Raw genomic sequence first — 16,042 nt, 5'->3', positions numbered from 1 at the left:
TAGTCCAGTAACTTAAAGGAGGACAATATGAGAAAAGTATTACCAATAATTTTATCAGGTGCCTTACTTACAGGTTTTGGAGTTAATTCTCAAAAGACTGAGCAAGACTTAAACCCACAAATTATAGATGTACAAGCTGAAAATACATTAGAAAAAAATGAAAATAACTTTGAAAACTTTGATTTAACATCCTTAGATAAAAGTGATATAAATGCTATAGCCCAAACTGGTGTAGCCTATGTTAAATCAAACGAATATAATGATTTAAGTCAAGAAGAAAAATCATATATGTATAATGCTTGCCTAGAAGTTATGAATAAGCTAGGCTTTAAAACTGATAACTTTACCTATGATGATATGAACAATCTCTATAATTCTTGCAGAAATTATATGTTAGAAAATAATGTAGACCCAGAAACATTTGGTCTAAAAGATCAAGCAAAACTTTATAATATGTGCCGCAACTACTTTAAAAATAACAATACTGATAAAAAAGTAGGTTGCATGTCTAGAAGATAAATTTAGAATTTTTAAACCAGGGAATAGACCCCTGGTTTTTTTATTTTAAGTCTGATTTTATTACCATTAGCTTACTATCCTTAGTAGCTTTTAAACTATGAGCTAGACCTGGATCTAATTGGATAATATCACCAGGTCTTATAGTAAATTCTTTGTCTTCTTCAGTAAATATAACTTCCCCTTCATAAATTACAACTACCACAGACATAGAAGTATCATGGGTAGGTATTATTTGATCAGCTTTTATATTTAAGTGAGTAACCACTTGCTTATCATTTTGGTATATATTTTGTGCTTTTTCATCTAAATCTTTTACAGAATATTTCATAAACCCTCCTAAAAAATTTATTACTTACATTTTACTGTCTATTTAGTTATAATCTATATATGCGCAAAAAAAGGAGAGTAAAATGAAGAATAATAAAAAAATTTCTAACATACTAGCTATTTTTATAATACTAGGTATCGCATTAATAAATAATATAGATTTCTTTAATAATACGAATAGTGATTATGAAACAAGTAGGATAGTAAGAGTTGTAGATGGAGATACCGCAGTAGTTAAAATAAAAAATGAAAATCAAAAAGTAAGATTTATAGGTGTAGACACCCCAGAATATAATCCAAAAAGAAATATATCTCAACCTTGGGGCAAAGAAGCGTCAGAATTTAGCAAAAATTTATTAAAAAATCAAATAGTTTACTTAGAAAAAGATACTTCAGATACTGATAAATATGGAAGATTGTTAAGATATGTTTGGCTAAATCCACCAGAAAAACCAAATCATCCCACTTATGAAGAAATAGAAAATCAAATGGTAAATGGAATTTTAGTAAGAGATGGATATGCGAGGGCTAAAGAATATAAACCAGATGTAAAATATACTAGTATACTCGGTGTTATAGAACAAGAAGCTAAAAATAATAAAGCTGGTTTATGGAAATAATATTAATATCCTGCTTATGCAGGATATTTTTTTCTAAAAATAAAATACAATGATATTATAGTTAAATGAATAAAGCATTGAACTTGGTATAATTATTATAAAACCAAAGCTTAGAAAGGTTAAAAATGACATATATAAAGTTAAATAATTTATCAAAAGAATATAAGTCTGGCACCTCTACCATAGTAGCCAATGATAATATAAGTTTTGACCTAGATAAGGGCAAACTTTTAGTAATAGTTGGTGCATCTGGTGCTGGTAAGACTACGCTTTTAAATATATTAGGAGGCATGGAGCAGGCTAGTAGTGGGGAAATTTTAATAGATGGCAAAGATCTTACAAAACTTACTGACAATGAACTTACTACTTACAGAAGAAATGATGTTGGTTTTGTCTTCCAACACTACAACCTCATTCCAAACTTAACAGCCCTAGAAAATGTGGAGCTAGCTTCTGAAATATCTGACAATCCTCTTGACTCGGCAGAAGTTTTAGCCAATGTTGGTCTTACAAATAGGGCAGAAAACTTCCCTTCCCAGTTATCTGGTGGAGAGCAACAAAGAGTTGCTATAGCAAGAGCCCTTGCAAAAAATCCTAAAATCTTACTTTGTGATGAACCCACAGGTGCCCTTGATTATGAAACAGGGAAAAATATTTTAAAACTCTTACAAGATGCGTCTAGAAATCTAGGAGCAACTGTAATAATCATAACCCACAACTCCCTTATAAAACCTATGGCAGATGAGGTTATAGAGCTGCGCGATGGTAGAGTTATAGAAAATTATGAAAATACAAATCCAACCCCTGTAGAAGATATTGAGTGGTGATTTTGTGAATAAAACTTATATAAAAAATATTTTAAAAGACATAAAAAATACCAAGGGCAAGGTCATATCTATTGCAACTATGGTGGGACTGGCAGCCCTTGTAGTAGTAGCCCTAACTATGACAGGGCCAAGTATGAGAAAAACTTTAGATAAGTCAATGAGTACTTATGGCCACCCAGATATAATTGTAAGGTCAACCTATGGCCTAGATTACGAAGATGAACAAATCCTAAAAAGAGATAAGGACATAGAGAAAATAAATTTTATAAAAACAGCTGACCTACTGGATAAGGAAACCCTAATAAGAGTAAAGGCCTATAACAAGGATATACCAAAATCTGTTATTACTAAAGGTCGCGTACCTCAGGCGAAAAATGAAATTATCCTAGATAGAATATTAGCTGATAAATATAAAATCGGGGATGAGATTAGCTTTTCTTATGTAGATAATCCAAAATTTGATGAAGAAGTCATGGATAACCTCGATTATGAAGTGGTGGGATTTTTTAGAACTTCTGATTATTTTATGGAGGATATGAGAGAGCTATCCTTTACTGCAAAAAAAGAATTAAATGGATATGCCTATGTGCTTGATGAAAATTTTGCTACAGATAAGTTTGGTGAGGCAAATATTACCTATAAAGATACCAAAGATCTTGATAAGACAAGCCCTACTTATAAAAAATTGCTAGCAGAAAAAAAGGAAAATATTGAAGAAAAAATAGCAAACAGACCCGAAGAAGTCCTTAAAAAAATAAAGGAAGATGCTAGTGATGACCTAGATGAGGCTCAAGCAGAAATAGATGATGCCAAAGAAGAATTATCAGATGCTAGTAAAGAATTAAAAAAAGCAAGAGCAGACCTTGACCAAGGTTACAAGGACTATGAAGACGGTAAAAAAACTTATAATGATAAAATCACCAAGGCCCAAAATGATTTGGCTAATGCAAGAAATGAACTAATAACTGGCCAAGAAGAAATTGATAGGGGCTGGAGTGACTACCAAACCAACCTAAATGCCTACAATAATAAAATTGACCAAGGGCAAAAAGAACTTGATGCAAAAGAAAAAGAACTTGCTAGGGGAGAAGAAGAATTAGATAAAGCCCAAGCTGATTTAAATAGAGGCTATAGAAAACTTGAAGAAGAATTTAAAGGCCCTAAGGCGGACTTATCCGCTAGCAAAATAAAGCTAGATCAGGCTAAAGATGAATTGGAAGAAAAAGAAAAGCAAATTTTATTATTAGAAGACCAAGCAGATGAAATAACTAACCAAGACTTAGCGGCTATGAAGGCAGAGCTTGCAGAAGGCTGGGCAGATTATGAAAGTTGCCTAGTAGAATATAATAACAATAAGCAAGCCTTAGATAATAGATTTGCTAGTGAAAAAGAAAAGATTGATCAAGGACAAAATGAAATAAATAATAAAAAAGCAAATCTCAACGAGGGCTGGACTAGCTTTAACCAAGCTAAAAATGAATTCCAAGCTCAAAAAAATGACGGTTGGAATAAATTAGAAGCTGGTAAGAATGAGTTAAATCAAAACCAAGCAAAAATAGATGCTGGCTGGAATGATTATAATAAAGGACTTGCTGAATTAGAAAAGCAAAAGGTAACTGGCAAAAAAGATTTGGAGGATGCCTATAAAAAACTTTTAGACGGCGAGGAAGAGTACCAAAAAAATCTAAAAAAATTTAATAAAGAAAAACCAGATGTCCTTGATGAAATAATCGAGGGTGAGGATGAGATAAAGGAAAATAAGGAGGCTTTACTAAAGCTGGTAGACCCAGAATATGATATAGAAACTATCTTTGACAATGAGGGGATAAATACCTACTACCAAAATAGTTTAAATATGGATGAACTAACCAAGGTCTTTCCTACATTTTTCTATCTTGTAGCCATGCTTGTTACTCTTACAACTATGAAAAGATATATAGAAGAGCAGAGAACTATAAATGGTACTTTAAAATCTCTTGGTTATACAAATAGGCAAATCAGCCAAAGATTTTATCTATATGGAATTATTCCAACCCTAATTGGATCTATCATCGGTGCCTTGGTTGGTAGATTTGTTGTAAGTGGCATCATTATTAAGGCCTATTCTTCTGGTTTTGGAAACCTGGGAATAAATTATGTAAATTCCCTACCTTATATCTTATTTGCGGTAGCTCTGTCCGTAGGACTTATTGCTATTACAGTATATTTCTCATCAAAGCAAACAGTAAGAGAAACTCCAGCAGCCCTTTTAAGACCAAAGGCCCCACAAGTTGGTAAAAAAATCCTTTTAGAACGTATAAAACCAATTTGGAAAAATCTTTCCTTTATGCAAAAAATCACTGCTAGAAACTTATTTAGGTATAAGTCTAGGATGTTTATGACCCTATTTGGAGTGGGAGGATGCACAGCCCTTACATTTTTTGGCTTTGCCATGATAGATTCCATAAAGGATACTGTTACTTGGCAGCAAAATGACATCAACCACTATGATGTAATTGCCATGGTTGATGAAAATGCCACAGATGATGAGCTAAAAAGTTATAAGGAAAAAATAAAAAATTATGACTTTTTAAATATCAGCTATGATGAAGCAAAAATATCTAATAATGATAAAACTCGCGATGTTAGCCTAGTAATACCAAAATCTAGTGAAGATTTAAAAAACTTTGTAAGTCTCAGAGACCTTAAAAGAAATCCTATAAACTTAGCAAAGGAAGATGCAGTTATTACAGAAAAAGCAGCAGATGTCTTAGGTATATCAGTTGGGGATAAGATTAACTTTACCTATAATAATAAGGACTATAGCTTACCTGTTACAGATATTTCTGAAAACTATACTGGAGATTATATCTATATTTCAAAAGATAGTTTTAAAAAGGTAACTAAAAGTGATCCAGCCTATAACGCTAATTACCTAAGAGGAGATGCTAGCCAAATGATAAAAAATATCGAAAATGAAAAGGCGGTAACGGCTATTATAAATGCCTCAGTTATCTATGCGTCTATGGATGTTCTTTTAGCAAACCTAAATCTTGTAATAGGGATTATAACAATTATTTCAGTTTTACTTGCCTTAGTGGTTTTATATAACCTAATTAATATAAACGTAAGTGAGAGAAAAAGAGAGCTTGCTACTATAAAGGTATTAGGATTTTATCCAAAAGAAGTTACCTCATATATATTTAGGGAAATATTTATCCTAACCATCCTTGGAATATTTCTAGGTTTTGGTTTAGGATATGCTATGTTTAGGTATATAATATATGTAGTGGCCCCTAAAGATATTTTATTATCCTATAGAGTCCACTTAAATTCATTTTTATATAGTGGAATAATAACCATAGCTATATCCATAGTCCTATTATTTATAGTCCATAGAAATCTTAAAAAGATAGATATGGCTGAGGCTATGAGTAGCGGTGAATAATTAAATCTTAAGGAGTTTTTAAATGAAAATATACTTAGTAAGACACGGTTTTACCCAATCAAACAGAGCAAGAACTGAATCAGTAGAAGACCCAAAATTAAACAAAAGTGGTTTTAACGTTTTAGTTAATACCAGAAGAACTCTAGAAAAATATAATATAGATAAGGTTTACTCATCAGAATTAAAGGATGCAACACAAACTGCAGACATGCTTGGCTACCATGATTATATAACTGATTCTAGATTAAATGAGCTAGACTTTGGTGATTATAGTGGCCAATTACTAGAAGAAATTCAAGACCACTATGATGGTGTCTTAGACAATGAAGAAGATGTCTTTAATTTAAAATATCCTGGTAATGAAAGCCGTAATGACCTAATTAAAAGGATGAGCGAGTTTTTGGATGAATTAGTAGAAAAAGATGAAAACGCCCTTTGCATAAGCCACGGTCTAGCTATAAAAGCCGCCTTATTTTGGATTTTAAAAGATAAGGCAGACTGGGATAGTTTTTGGATAGAAAATGGCTCAGTAACTATATTTGAAATTCACGATAATAAAAAGATTATTAAGTGTGTTAATAATATTTAATCGTACCTTAAAGCAAGGCCATATGGTCTTGTTTTTTTGTGTAGGTATATAAGATATAATATTAATAAAGGAGAGAATAATGAGAATAATTTTAGTTAGACATGGATTAAGTGAAGCCAATATTTCAAGATTTTATTCCTTAAAAGATACCAAGTTACACGAAAGTGGTTATGGTGTTTTAAATAATACTAAAAAAAATTTAGAAAAATATGACATAGATGAAGTTTACGTATCAGAACTAAAAAGAAGCCAAGAGACTGCCCAAAGACTAGGTTTTAATGATTATACAATAGACAGTCGTATAAATGAATTAGATTTTGGTGATTTTAAAGGAAAATTTTTCGAAGATATAAGAATAAATGAATTAGATTTTTTTAATAAAAAAGAAAAAGACTTTTTTAATATAAAATATCCTGGTGGTGAATCAATAAATGATGTCATCAAAAGAACGAGTGAGTTTTTTGATGAAAAATCTAAGGAAGATAAAGATATTCTATGTGTAAGCCATGCCATTGCTATAAAGTCATCATTATTTTGGCTATTAAAAGATAAAGAAAATTGGCAGACATTTTGGCTAGATAATGGTTCTATTACTGTATTTAGAGTAGAAGATGATAAAAAGATTATAGAAAGTGTTAATTTACTATGAAATTTATCCACCTTGCAGATGCACATTTATCTGATAAATCTAATTTTGATAATAGTTTAGGCTCTGTTATAAGAAAAAAATCCTGGGAATCTTTTGAAAACATATTTAATGAAAATAAAGATGTGGACTTTGCTCTAATTGCAGGAGACTTATTTGAAAGACTATATTTTTCATCAAAAGATTTTGATAAGTTATTTAAAATATTTGATAACTTTGGCAAGGATATCTACTATGTTACAGGCAACCACGATTATTTTGACTCTTATAATACTATATTTTTGAATAATAAGCCAAATAACCTTCATATCTTCACAGAAGAAAATTTATCTTTATTCGAAAAAGATAATATGAGAGTCTACGGTTTATCTTATAAGGATCGTATTTATAAAAATGATTTTCCTTATGATTTAAAATTAGATAAGAAATTTTTTAATATATTATTAGTTCACGGAGATATTAGCCCAAGCCCTACAAATTATTTAGATTTAGATCCTGCAAGACTTCAGGAAATTGGTTTTGACTATGTTGCCCTAGGCCACATTCATAAGGCAGCAAATATATATAATATTTACTATCCAGGTAGCACTGAGCCTCATGATTTTTCTGATATATACGATTATGGATATATCCGTTATGATGAGGGTGAAATAAGTCAGATAGATTCATCTTTAATTAAGTTTATAGATTTAGATATATACCCAAATGAATATGAGAGTAGCGAAGATATTTTAAAATATATAAATGATTCTTTAAGCGATAAGCTAAACTTTATAAGGCTTAATTTAAAAGAAAAATCAGACCTAGACACTAGAATTTTAAAGAAAAAAATAAACGCTGATTATCTAGAAATAAAAGAAGATTTTAAAGAAAATGCAAGTATTGCAATAAACCTTTATCCAAACTCTCTACTAAGTAAATTTAGTAAAAGTTTTGAAGGAAAAGATGATGAAATTAGTAAACTCGCTTATGAGCTGGGCCTAGAGGCAATATTAAGGAGTAAAAAATGAGTGTAATAATAAAAAAACTTCATATAATATCCTTTGGTCAATTTGAAAATACAAATATAGATTTAAGTTCTGGATTTAATCTTATTTATGGCAAAAATGAATCAGGTAAATCTACAATAGCAAGTTTTATAGAAGGTATTTTATATGGCTTTGATGATGGAAGCCGTGTGCGTCACTTTAATAAAAAACAAGAGATATATAGACCTATTAATTCTTATAAATATGCGGGACTTGCAATATTTAACAAAGATGGAATAGATTATAGGGTAAGCCGCAACTTTGATAGTGGAGAGTATAAGATATATAATATAACTAATAATCAAGTAATAGAGGCAATAGTCAGTAATTTAAACTATCCAGGTGAATTTTTGTTAGGTATATCCTACGAGATATATAAAAATATAATTTCAAACTACCAAAGCCAAGAATCAAGCGAAAAAGCCAAGGCCAAGGTAGTAGAGCTTTTAATAAATAGAGATGATTACAATTTCTCAGCAAGTGATGCAATAAATTTCTTAGATAATAAGCTAGCTGAAATAGGATCAGACCGCGCCTATACTAAACCTTTTGCAAAAACAAAAACTGAAATAGATAAATTATCTAGAGAAATCTTAGACTTAAAAGGACTTAGAAATGAAACTAACAAAGATTTTGCAAAACTTTATAAAAATCGAGATGAAATATCTAATAAATCACAAAAATTAAAGGAATTAAAGCATGCTCGTGATAACTACAGGGAAAATGTAGCCTATAAAAACCTTGAAGATGAGATTAAGTATAAGAATGAGTTAAATTATGTGGAAAACGAGTTAAAAAAATATGATGATTTAAGGGGTAGAGAAAATCATAATATTGTAGATGAAAAAGAAAATTTATCTACTAAAAACCTAACCCGCCACTATATATTTTATATGCTTGGCTCCCTTTTACTAATAATATTGTGGAGATATTTTAAACAAAATTACCTTTTAGCCTTAGCTATTATATTGCCACTTATGATGATAGTTATAGATAAAAAGAATGTTGAAGTGTCAGAATCAGCAGATAAAAAGTATAATGATGAAAGATACATCGAATTTTTAAGGTTAACTAAAGAAAAAGAGAAGATAGAAGAAGTTTTAAGAGTTCTAGAAAATCAAGATAAAACTAGAGATAGAAAAAATATAGAGACTATTCAAAAAATGGATATTAAAGATACTGAAGAAAAAATACGAAGACTTGAAAGTGATCTAGAAGCACTAACTAAAACAAATATATCTCTAGAGCGAAAGCTAGCTTCTGCTGAAGAAAAACTAAACCAAGAAGTTGATTTAGTAGATAGATTAAATACACTAGAAAAAAACTTAAAAACTATGGAAAATCACATAGAAGCTATAAATCTTGCAAAGGATACCATAGAAGTATTATCTAAAAGTTCTTCAGGTGATAGAGAAACATTTAATAATGAAATATCTGATTTGATTTCCACTATTACCAAGGACAGATACAAAGAGATAAGCTATGATAGTGATCTAAATCCAAGCATATTAACTGCAAATGGTGAATCTATAAGTATAGATAAACTTTCAACTGGTTTTTATGACCAACTTAACTTTGCCCTTAAATTTTTGATAAATGAAAATAAACTAGATAATTTTATTATTTTCGATGACGCATTTATAAACTATGACTTAGATAGGCTACGTTTGGCCTTATTTTTCCTATTAGATTTATCAAATAGCAGGCAGATCATTTATTTTAGTTGCCACAATAGGGAAGAAGAAGTTTTAAAAAGTGAGGCCATTGATTTTAATATGATTGATTTGGAGGAAATATGATATATGCCCTAGCTGACTTACATCTTGATTATACAAATGAAAAAAGCATGGAAGTCTTCGGTCAAAATTGGGAAAATTACCAGGAACGTATTTTTAATAATTGGAATGATGTGGTAGGCCCTGCTGATACTGTCCTAATCCCAGGAGATATATCCTGGGCTATGGACTTAACCCATGCCTATGTTGATTTAAAAAAAATAGATGAATTAAATGGGCAAAAAATTTTGATGAAGGGTAACCACGATTATTGGTGGACATCCTTAAATAAGATAAATAATTTAGGTCTATCATCCATGCACTACCTACAAAATAATTCATTTACCATAGAAGGCTATGACATATGCGGGACTCGTGGATGGATGCCTAGAGATCATAAGGATTTTACAGACCATGATGAAAAAGTATTTACTCGTGAACTAATGAGGCTTGAAAACTCTATAAAAGCAAGTGGGGATAATAAAAAAATAGTCATGCTCCATTATCCACCTATAAATCAAGATAAAAGTTTAAATGAATTTTATGATATATGTAAAAATCACAAAGTAGAACATCTAATTTATGGACACCTCCATGGGGTAGGCCACTCTATTATAAAAGAAGGCAATATTGGAGATATAGACATAAAATGTGTAGCAGGTGATTATATAGATTTTACACCAGTAAGGATTGTATGATGCAAAGAGAAATAGAAGTAAAAGTTTTAAATATAGACCCAGAAGAGATTGAAGAAAAATTAGTTAACCTTGGGGCAACAAAGGTAAGCCATGAGTTTCAAAAAAACTATACCTTTGTCCCAGAAAGTGGAGAGTTTGAAAATGGATATTTAAGAATCCGTGAAACAAAATTTGAGAATGATGAGAAAACACTAGAACTTACCTTTAAAAGAGTAGAAAGTGATGATGAGTTTCGTGTAAATAATGAATACACTGTAAATATAGATTCTGTATCTATGATGATAAAAATTTTAGAAGAGCTTAACATTGAATTAGAATATGAGGGAGAAAAAGAACGAATATCATATTCTTACAAAGAACAAAGATTTGATATAGATATCTGGGATAAGAATACCTATCCTCATCCTTATATGGAAATAGAGTTTTCTAATAAGGATAAAATGGATGAAATTATAAAAGACTTAAACCTTGATAAAACTAATATTACCACAGAATCTATAACAGAACTAAGAGAAAAATTAAATAAGTAAACTTGACTAAAGCAATTTTTTCGTGTAATATCTTTAAGAACAAAAGGAGTGTATAAATGATTAGTATTAAAAATTTATTGACATCAGAAGAACTTTTTAAAGACGATATATACGAAATAATTAATTTAGCTAATGAAATAATTGAGAGTCCACTAGAATTTTCTCATATATGTGAGGGAAAAATTTTAGGGACTCTTTTTTTTGAGCCATCAACTAGGACTAGACTATCATTTGAGTCTGCAATGATAAGACTTGGAGGATCTGTTGTAGGATTTTCGGATGCAAATGTATCCTCATCCAAAAAAGGAGAAAGTTTACAAGATACTGTAAGAACAGTTAGCCAATATGCAGATATAATTGCTATGCGCCACCCTCAAGAAGGAGCAGCATATCTAGCTAGTCAAACTGCAGATTGCCCTATAATAAATGCTGGTGATGGTGGCCACCAACACCCTACACAAACTTTAACTGACGTTTTAACTATTAGCCAATATAAGGATTCATTAGAAGGTCACACTATTGGTCTAGTAGGAGACTTAAAATACGGTAGAACTGTTCATTCACTTTTAAAAGTAATGAATTTATTTGATAATAATAACTTTATATTAATAGCACCTGAAGAGTTAAAACTGCCAACATATGTAAAAGAAGATGTGTTTAAAGATAAGAAAAATTATATCGAAACTACAAATCTAGATGAAGTTATGGATCAAGTTGACATTTTATATATGACACGTATTCAAAGAGAAAGATTTTTCTCAATGAGTCAGTATACAAGATTAAAAGATTCATACATCCTAGATAAGGCAAAACTTAAAAAAGCTAAAGAAGATATGATAATAATGCACCCACTACCAAGGGTAAATGAAATAGCTACAGAAGTAGATAAGGACCCTAGGGCTGTATACTTTAACCAAGTGAAATATGGTATGTATGTAAGAATGGCCCTTATTATGAAATTATTGGAGGCGAACAATGCTTGAGATTACAAGTTTAAAAAATGGAATAGTAATTGACCACGTAAAAGCTGGCAATGGTATAAAAATATTTGAATTATTAGGACTAGCAGAATTGGATGACCAAGTTGCGTTAATCTTAAATGCAGAAAGTTCAAATATGGGCAAAAAAGATATCATAAAGGTAGAAAATCACAAAGATTTAGACTTAGATGTAGTTTCTATTATAGATCCTCAAGCTACTGTAAATATTATAGAAAATGAGGAAGTAGTAGAGAAAAAAGAACTAGAGTTACCAGATGAGATAGTAAATGTCCTAACCTGTCAAAATCCAAAATGTATTTCTACCTCCGAAAGATCAGTGCCATCTAAATTTATTTTGTTTAAGCCAGAAGAAAAACAATATAAGTGCGCTTACTGTGATCACATTTATGGGGTTGAAGAGTAATGAAGCAGATATTTAAAAATGCCTATACTTTTGATGATATAAAAATCTCTAAAGAGCCTATATATGTAGAAGATGGGATTATCGTAGAAGCCTTTGATGAAAGTAATGCAGATGAGATAATTGATTGTAAAAACCTAGCGCTTATGCCATCATTTGTAGATATGCATGTTCATTTCCGTGACCCAGGCTTTACTTACAAAGAAGATTTAGAAACTGGATCTCATTCAGCACTTGCAGGTGGCTATACTTCAGTACTGCTTATGGGAAATACAAATCCAACAGTATCTAGCCCAGAAGTTTATAATGACATCATGAAACGTGGTAAGGATTTAGATCTAATTGATATCGAACAAGTATATACTATTACAGAAAACTTTGATGGAAAGACCTTAGACCACCTAGATAAGATGCCAGAGTCTGTAAAATATATTTCGGATGATGGCCATGGAGTAAATGATGATATGGTTATGTATAAGGCCATGGAAAAAGCTAAAGACCTTGGAGTAACCATGACCCTCCACGAAGAAGTAGATAAAGTTTCTGATGTAGACTATGAAATTGCAGAAGATGCAATGACCCTTCGTGATTGCTATTATGCTTACAAACTTGATTGCCCAGTACATTTTTCTCACGTATCAACAAAGGGTGCGATAACAGCAATCAAGTACTTTAAAGACCTAGGAGCACCAATTACTTGTGAAGTAACTCCTCACCACTTATTACTAGCTAATAAAGGGCGTGAAGAAGTAAAGGTAAATCCACCAATTAGAACTGATGAAGATAGAAAAACCCTAATAGAAATGATTAAAAATGGCACAGTAGATGCAATATCCACTGACCATGCTCCTCATAGCAAAGAAGATAAAGAGAAAGGTGCACCAGGTTTTATTGGTATAGAAACAGCCTTTTCAACTTGTTATGAAGTTTTAGTAAAATCTGGAGAAATTTCTTTAAATGATTTGATAAAAATTATGGCAACAAATCCTGCAAAATTATTAGGCTTAAACAAAGGAAAGATTGAACCAGGTTTTGAAGCAGACTTTACTTTAATCGACTTAGATGAATCTTATATCTACAAAGAAGAAGATATAAAATCAAAAGCAAAAAATTCACTATTAATAGACCAAGAACTTTTCGGAAAAGTTAAAAAAGTTTATAAGAAAGGTGTCTTAAAATATGCAGATAATAGATAGATTATATAAGGAAGTGGAAGAAAAAGGCTTTGTCTGTGTAGGCCTTGACACTTCGCTTGATTACATACCAGAAAAAAATAAAGAAGGTAAAAGCATCCATGAGGCAATTTTTGCTTTTAATAAAGAAATTATAGATGCTACTTACGACATAACAGCTATCTATAAACTCCAAATAGCATATTATGAGTCCTATGGTATTGAAGGGATGCTTGCTTATAGGGATACTCTAGCATATCTAAAAGAAAATGATTTATTGTCTATAGGAGATATCAAAAGATCAGATATAGCAGCATCTGCAAGCCAATATGCCAAAGCCCACTTTGAAGGTGATTTTGAAACAGATTTTATAACTTTAAACCCATACATGGGCATGGACTCAATTAAGCCTTATGAAGAGTACCTAGCAAGTGGTAAAAAAGGTGTATTTGTTTTACTTAGAACATCAAATCCAGGAGCAAATGACTTTGAAGTTTTAAAAACAGATGGAGAAGAGTTATTCTTTAAAGTTGGAGATAAATTACAAGAGCTAAACGATAAATACATTGGAGAATCAGGCTATGGCCCAGTGGGCTTTGTAGTAGGAGCAACTCACACCAAAGAAGTTGAAGAAATAAGAGATAGATACAAAAACAATTTCTTCTTAATTCCAGGATTTGGTGCCCAAGGAGCAGATAGTCTAAATGTTTATAAGCTTTTAAATGACAATAACGGTGGGGTGGTTAACAACTCCCGTGGAGTTTTAAAAGCCTATATGAACTACGAAGATGGAGCAGACAATATTGGCCAATATGCCAGAGAAGCTGTTTTAAAAACCAGAGAGGATATTTTAAAAAATGAAGACCTATAAAAATGGTGTAATTACAGAAAATATTGAAATAGCTCCTGACATATGGAAAATGAAAGTCGACATAGGTTTAAAGGCAAGGTCTGGTCAGTTTTTTATGTTTAGAACAGAAAGTTTTAGAAACGAGCCACTTTTATCTCGTCCTTTTGGGGTGTGTGATCAAAATGAGGAAGAACTTACTTTTTTATATCAAGTTGTAGGTGCAGGCACAGATATTATGGCAGGCCTTACTCCAGGGCATAAGGTAAAACTTTTAGGACCACTTGGTAATGGCTTTAATACTGAAGTTGCAAAGGGTAAAAAAGTTGCAGTAGTTGCTGGGGGGATAGGTATAGCACCACTTTTAGATTTAGTAAAAAATCTACCAGAAAAACCAGATTTTTACGCAGGTTTTACTTTCGATCCATACTTTGTAGATGACTTTAGACCCTATGTAAATTCTGTAACAACAACTTCTTTTAAAAATAACAAGAAATTCATCACAGAAGATTTAAATCCAGATGACTATGACATAATCTATGCCTGTGGACCAAACGGTCTGCTTAAGGCAATTCATGAGAAAAACAATGAAGCTTATTTAGAAGTTTCTATGGAAGCCCATATGGCTTGTGGAATCGGAGCATGTCTAGGTTGTACAGTCCCAAGTGCTGATGGAGAGTTTTTAAGAGTTTGTAAAGATGGTCCAGTTTTTGATGCAAGGGAGGTTTTTGAATGAATATAGGAGTAGATATTTGCGGTATCCACTTTAAAAACCCAGTTATTGCTGCAAGTGGAACTTTTGGTTTTGGAAAAGAATTTGCAGACTATATTGACCTTGATAAGCTAGGAGGCATTTGCTCAAAGGGTCTTACCTTAAACAAAAATCTAGGCAACAGCGGGATAAGAATCCACGAAACACCATCAGGTATTATGAACTCAATTGGCCTACAAAATCCTGGCATAGAGTATTTTGTAAATGAAGAACTGCCATTTTTACTTAGCAAAGATACAGTTACCATTGCAAATCTAGGTGGCCATTCAGTAGAAGACTATGTAAAAGGCGCAAGCATCTTAGATAAAACTGATGTGCCTATGATAGAGTTAAATATTTCCTGCCCAAATGTCAAAGAAGGCGGCATGGCCTTTGGTACGGATCCAACTAAGGCTAGTGAAGTTATATCAAAAGTGAGAAAAGAAACTAGAAAACCGCTTATAGTGAAACTTTCACCAAATGTAGGATCTATTCCAACATTTGCAAAACTTGCAGAAGATAATGGAGCAGATGCAATTTCACTTGTAAATACCTTTAATGCTATGGCTATAGATATAAATACAAAAGCTCCAGTTTTTGTAAATAAAACTGCAGGCTTATCAGGTCCAGCTATAAAACCAATTGCCCTAAGAATGGTTTATGAAGCAGCTCATGCAGTAGATATACCAGTTATTGGAATGGGTGGAATAATTGATTATAAAGATGCCCTAGAATTTATAATGGCAGGAGCAAGCGCTATCCAAGTAGGAACTGCAAACTTTGTAGACTACAATACCATGCTTGATGTAGCAGATGGCATAGAAAAATATTTAGAAGAAAATAATATAGAAGATATAAAAGAAATTACAGGAATTATTTAGGAGA

17 protein-coding genes are annotated in these 16,042 nt (G+C 31.6%); 16 read left to right on the top strand and 1 reads right to left on the bottom strand.

The features are described from left to right. Positions 1-27: 27 nt before the first annotated feature. Positions 28-519, top strand: coding sequence for a hypothetical protein (locus ACCQ40_RS05905; RefSeq protein ID WP_410033007.1), 492 nt, complete (start codon positions 28-30; stop codon positions 517-519). A gap of 40 nt (positions 520-559) precedes the next feature. Here the strand turns inward: ACCQ40_RS05905 and ACCQ40_RS05900 are convergent, their stop codons facing one another. Then, positions 560-847 (bottom strand): cupin domain-containing protein, encoded by a 288-nt coding sequence (locus ACCQ40_RS05900; protein ID WP_394011437.1) that lies wholly within the window; start codon positions 845-847, stop codon positions 560-562. Between the two features lie 82 nt (positions 848-929). On the opposite strand from ACCQ40_RS05900, the gene ACCQ40_RS05895 reads away from it, so the two are divergent. From ACCQ40_RS05895 to ACCQ40_RS05825, 15 genes are all read left to right on the top strand, one after another. Next, positions 930-1,466 carry a thermonuclease family protein gene (locus ACCQ40_RS05895; RefSeq protein WP_410033006.1) on the top strand — a complete coding sequence of 179 codons (537 nt, stop codon included), beginning with the start codon at positions 930-932 and terminating at the stop codon, positions 1,464-1,466. Positions 1,467-1,591: 125 nt separating this feature from the next. After that, entirely contained in the window at positions 1,592-2,293 is a 702-nt protein-coding gene (locus ACCQ40_RS05890; protein WP_394011439.1) for an ABC transporter ATP-binding protein, read from the top strand. Positions 2,294-2,297: 4 nt separating this feature from the next. Next, a complete protein-coding gene (locus tag ACCQ40_RS05885) occupies positions 2,298-5,720 on the top strand; it encodes an FtsX-like permease family protein (RefSeq protein ID WP_410033005.1) in 3,423 nt (1,140 codons plus the stop codon). 22 nt (positions 5,721-5,742) lie between these two features. Continuing rightward, positions 5,743-6,309, top strand: coding sequence for a histidine phosphatase family protein (locus ACCQ40_RS05880; RefSeq protein WP_394018316.1), 567 nt, complete (start codon positions 5,743-5,745; stop codon positions 6,307-6,309). A gap of 79 nt (positions 6,310-6,388) precedes the next feature. Beyond that, a complete protein-coding gene (locus ACCQ40_RS05875; protein ID WP_394018314.1) occupies positions 6,389-6,958 on the top strand; it encodes a histidine phosphatase family protein in 570 nt (189 codons plus the stop codon). Further along, positions 6,955-7,965 carry a metallophosphoesterase family protein gene (locus ACCQ40_RS05870; RefSeq protein ID WP_410033004.1) on the top strand — a complete coding sequence of 337 codons (1,011 nt, stop codon included), beginning with the start codon at positions 6,955-6,957 and terminating at the stop codon, positions 7,963-7,965. Before ACCQ40_RS05875 ends, ACCQ40_RS05870 begins: the two co-directional genes overlap by 4 nt. Further along, a complete protein-coding gene (locus ACCQ40_RS05865) occupies positions 7,962-9,782 on the top strand; it encodes an ATP-binding protein (RefSeq protein ID WP_410033003.1) in 1,821 nt (606 codons plus the stop codon). Before ACCQ40_RS05870 ends, ACCQ40_RS05865 begins: the two co-directional genes overlap by 4 nt. After that, positions 9,779-10,456 carry a metallophosphoesterase gene (locus ACCQ40_RS05860; protein ID WP_394011445.1) on the top strand — a complete coding sequence of 226 codons (678 nt, stop codon included), beginning with the start codon at positions 9,779-9,781 and terminating at the stop codon, positions 10,454-10,456. The genes ACCQ40_RS05865 and ACCQ40_RS05860 overlap by 4 nt, the downstream gene beginning before the upstream one ends. Further along, positions 10,456-10,986 (top strand): class IV adenylate cyclase, encoded by a 531-nt coding sequence (locus ACCQ40_RS05855; protein WP_394011446.1) that lies wholly within the window; start codon positions 10,456-10,458, stop codon positions 10,984-10,986. Before ACCQ40_RS05860 ends, ACCQ40_RS05855 begins: the two co-directional genes overlap by 1 nt. A 56-nt stretch (positions 10,987-11,042) precedes the next feature. Next, complete coding sequence (pyrB, locus tag ACCQ40_RS05850) at positions 11,043-11,969, top strand: aspartate carbamoyltransferase (protein ID WP_410033002.1); 927 nt, start codon at positions 11,043-11,045, stop codon at positions 11,967-11,969. Further along, positions 11,962-12,390, top strand: coding sequence for an aspartate carbamoyltransferase regulatory subunit (locus tag ACCQ40_RS05845; RefSeq protein WP_410033001.1), 429 nt, complete (start codon positions 11,962-11,964; stop codon positions 12,388-12,390). Before pyrB ends, ACCQ40_RS05845 begins: the two co-directional genes overlap by 8 nt. After that, entirely contained in the window at positions 12,390-13,583 is a 1,194-nt protein-coding gene (locus tag ACCQ40_RS05840; protein WP_410033000.1) for a dihydroorotase, read from the top strand. The genes ACCQ40_RS05845 and ACCQ40_RS05840 overlap by 1 nt, the downstream gene beginning before the upstream one ends. Continuing rightward, positions 13,567-14,430, top strand: coding sequence for an orotidine-5'-phosphate decarboxylase (gene pyrF / locus ACCQ40_RS05835; RefSeq protein WP_410032999.1), 864 nt, complete (start codon positions 13,567-13,569; stop codon positions 14,428-14,430). The genes ACCQ40_RS05840 and pyrF overlap by 17 nt, the downstream gene beginning before the upstream one ends. Beyond that, positions 14,417-15,142 (top strand): dihydroorotate dehydrogenase electron transfer subunit, encoded by a 726-nt coding sequence (locus ACCQ40_RS05830; protein ID WP_410032998.1) that lies wholly within the window; start codon positions 14,417-14,419, stop codon positions 15,140-15,142. The genes pyrF and ACCQ40_RS05830 overlap by 14 nt, the downstream gene beginning before the upstream one ends. After that, positions 15,139-16,038: a dihydroorotate dehydrogenase gene (locus ACCQ40_RS05825; RefSeq protein WP_410032997.1), complete on the top strand. Its 900-nt coding sequence runs from the start codon at positions 15,139-15,141 to the stop codon at positions 16,036-16,038. The genes ACCQ40_RS05830 and ACCQ40_RS05825 overlap by 4 nt, the downstream gene beginning before the upstream one ends. Positions 16,039-16,042 lie beyond the last annotated feature (4 nt).

The organism is Anaerococcus cruorum (assembly GCF_046365495.1).
GTDB classification, from domain to species: Bacteria; Bacillota; Clostridia; order Tissierellales; family Peptoniphilaceae; genus Anaerococcus; species Anaerococcus cruorum.
The sequence above is the reverse complement of the archived record's forward strand: the minus strand, read 5'-3'. Positions and strand labels throughout refer to the sequence as shown.

Excerpts from the sequence above, each read along its gene's own strand:
- ACCQ40_RS05855 (WP_394011446.1), top strand. The coding sequence starts at position 10,456 with ATGCAAAGAGAAATAGAAGTAAAAGTTTTAAATATAGACCCAGAAGAG.
- ACCQ40_RS05890 (WP_394011439.1), top strand. The coding sequence starts at position 1,592 with ATGACATATATAAAGTTAAATAATTTATCAAAAGAATATAAGTCTGGC.
- ACCQ40_RS05905 (WP_410033007.1), top strand. The coding sequence starts at position 28 with ATGAGAAAAGTATTACCAATAATTTTATCAGGTGCCTTACTTACAGGT.
- ACCQ40_RS05840 (WP_410033000.1), top strand. The coding sequence starts at position 12,390 with ATGAAGCAGATATTTAAAAATGCCTATACTTTTGATGATATAAAAATC.
- ACCQ40_RS05825 (WP_410032997.1), top strand. The coding sequence starts at position 15,139 with ATGAATATAGGAGTAGATATTTGCGGTATCCACTTTAAAAACCCAGTT.
- ACCQ40_RS05900 (WP_394011437.1), bottom strand. The coding sequence starts at position 847 with ATGAAATATTCTGTAAAAGATTTAGATGAAAAAGCACAAAATATATAC.
- ACCQ40_RS05845 (WP_410033001.1), top strand. The coding sequence starts at position 11,962 with ATGCTTGAGATTACAAGTTTAAAAAATGGAATAGTAATTGACCACGTA.
- ACCQ40_RS05830 (WP_410032998.1), top strand. The coding sequence starts at position 14,417 with ATGAAGACCTATAAAAATGGTGTAATTACAGAAAATATTGAAATAGCT.
- ACCQ40_RS05870 (WP_410033004.1), top strand. The coding sequence starts at position 6,955 with ATGAAATTTATCCACCTTGCAGATGCACATTTATCTGATAAATCTAAT.
- pyrF (WP_410032999.1), top strand. The coding sequence starts at position 13,567 with ATGCAGATAATAGATAGATTATATAAGGAAGTGGAAGAAAAAGGCTTT.
- ACCQ40_RS05895 (WP_410033006.1), top strand. The coding sequence starts at position 930 with ATGAAGAATAATAAAAAAATTTCTAACATACTAGCTATTTTTATAATA.
- ACCQ40_RS05860 (WP_394011445.1), top strand. The coding sequence starts at position 9,779 with ATGATATATGCCCTAGCTGACTTACATCTTGATTATACAAATGAAAAA.
- ACCQ40_RS05875 (WP_394018314.1), top strand. The coding sequence starts at position 6,389 with ATGAGAATAATTTTAGTTAGACATGGATTAAGTGAAGCCAATATTTCA.
- ACCQ40_RS05880 (WP_394018316.1), top strand. The coding sequence starts at position 5,743 with ATGAAAATATACTTAGTAAGACACGGTTTTACCCAATCAAACAGAGCA.
- pyrB (WP_410033002.1), top strand. The coding sequence starts at position 11,043 with ATGATTAGTATTAAAAATTTATTGACATCAGAAGAACTTTTTAAAGAC.
- ACCQ40_RS05865 (WP_410033003.1), top strand. The coding sequence starts at position 7,962 with ATGAGTGTAATAATAAAAAAACTTCATATAATATCCTTTGGTCAATTT.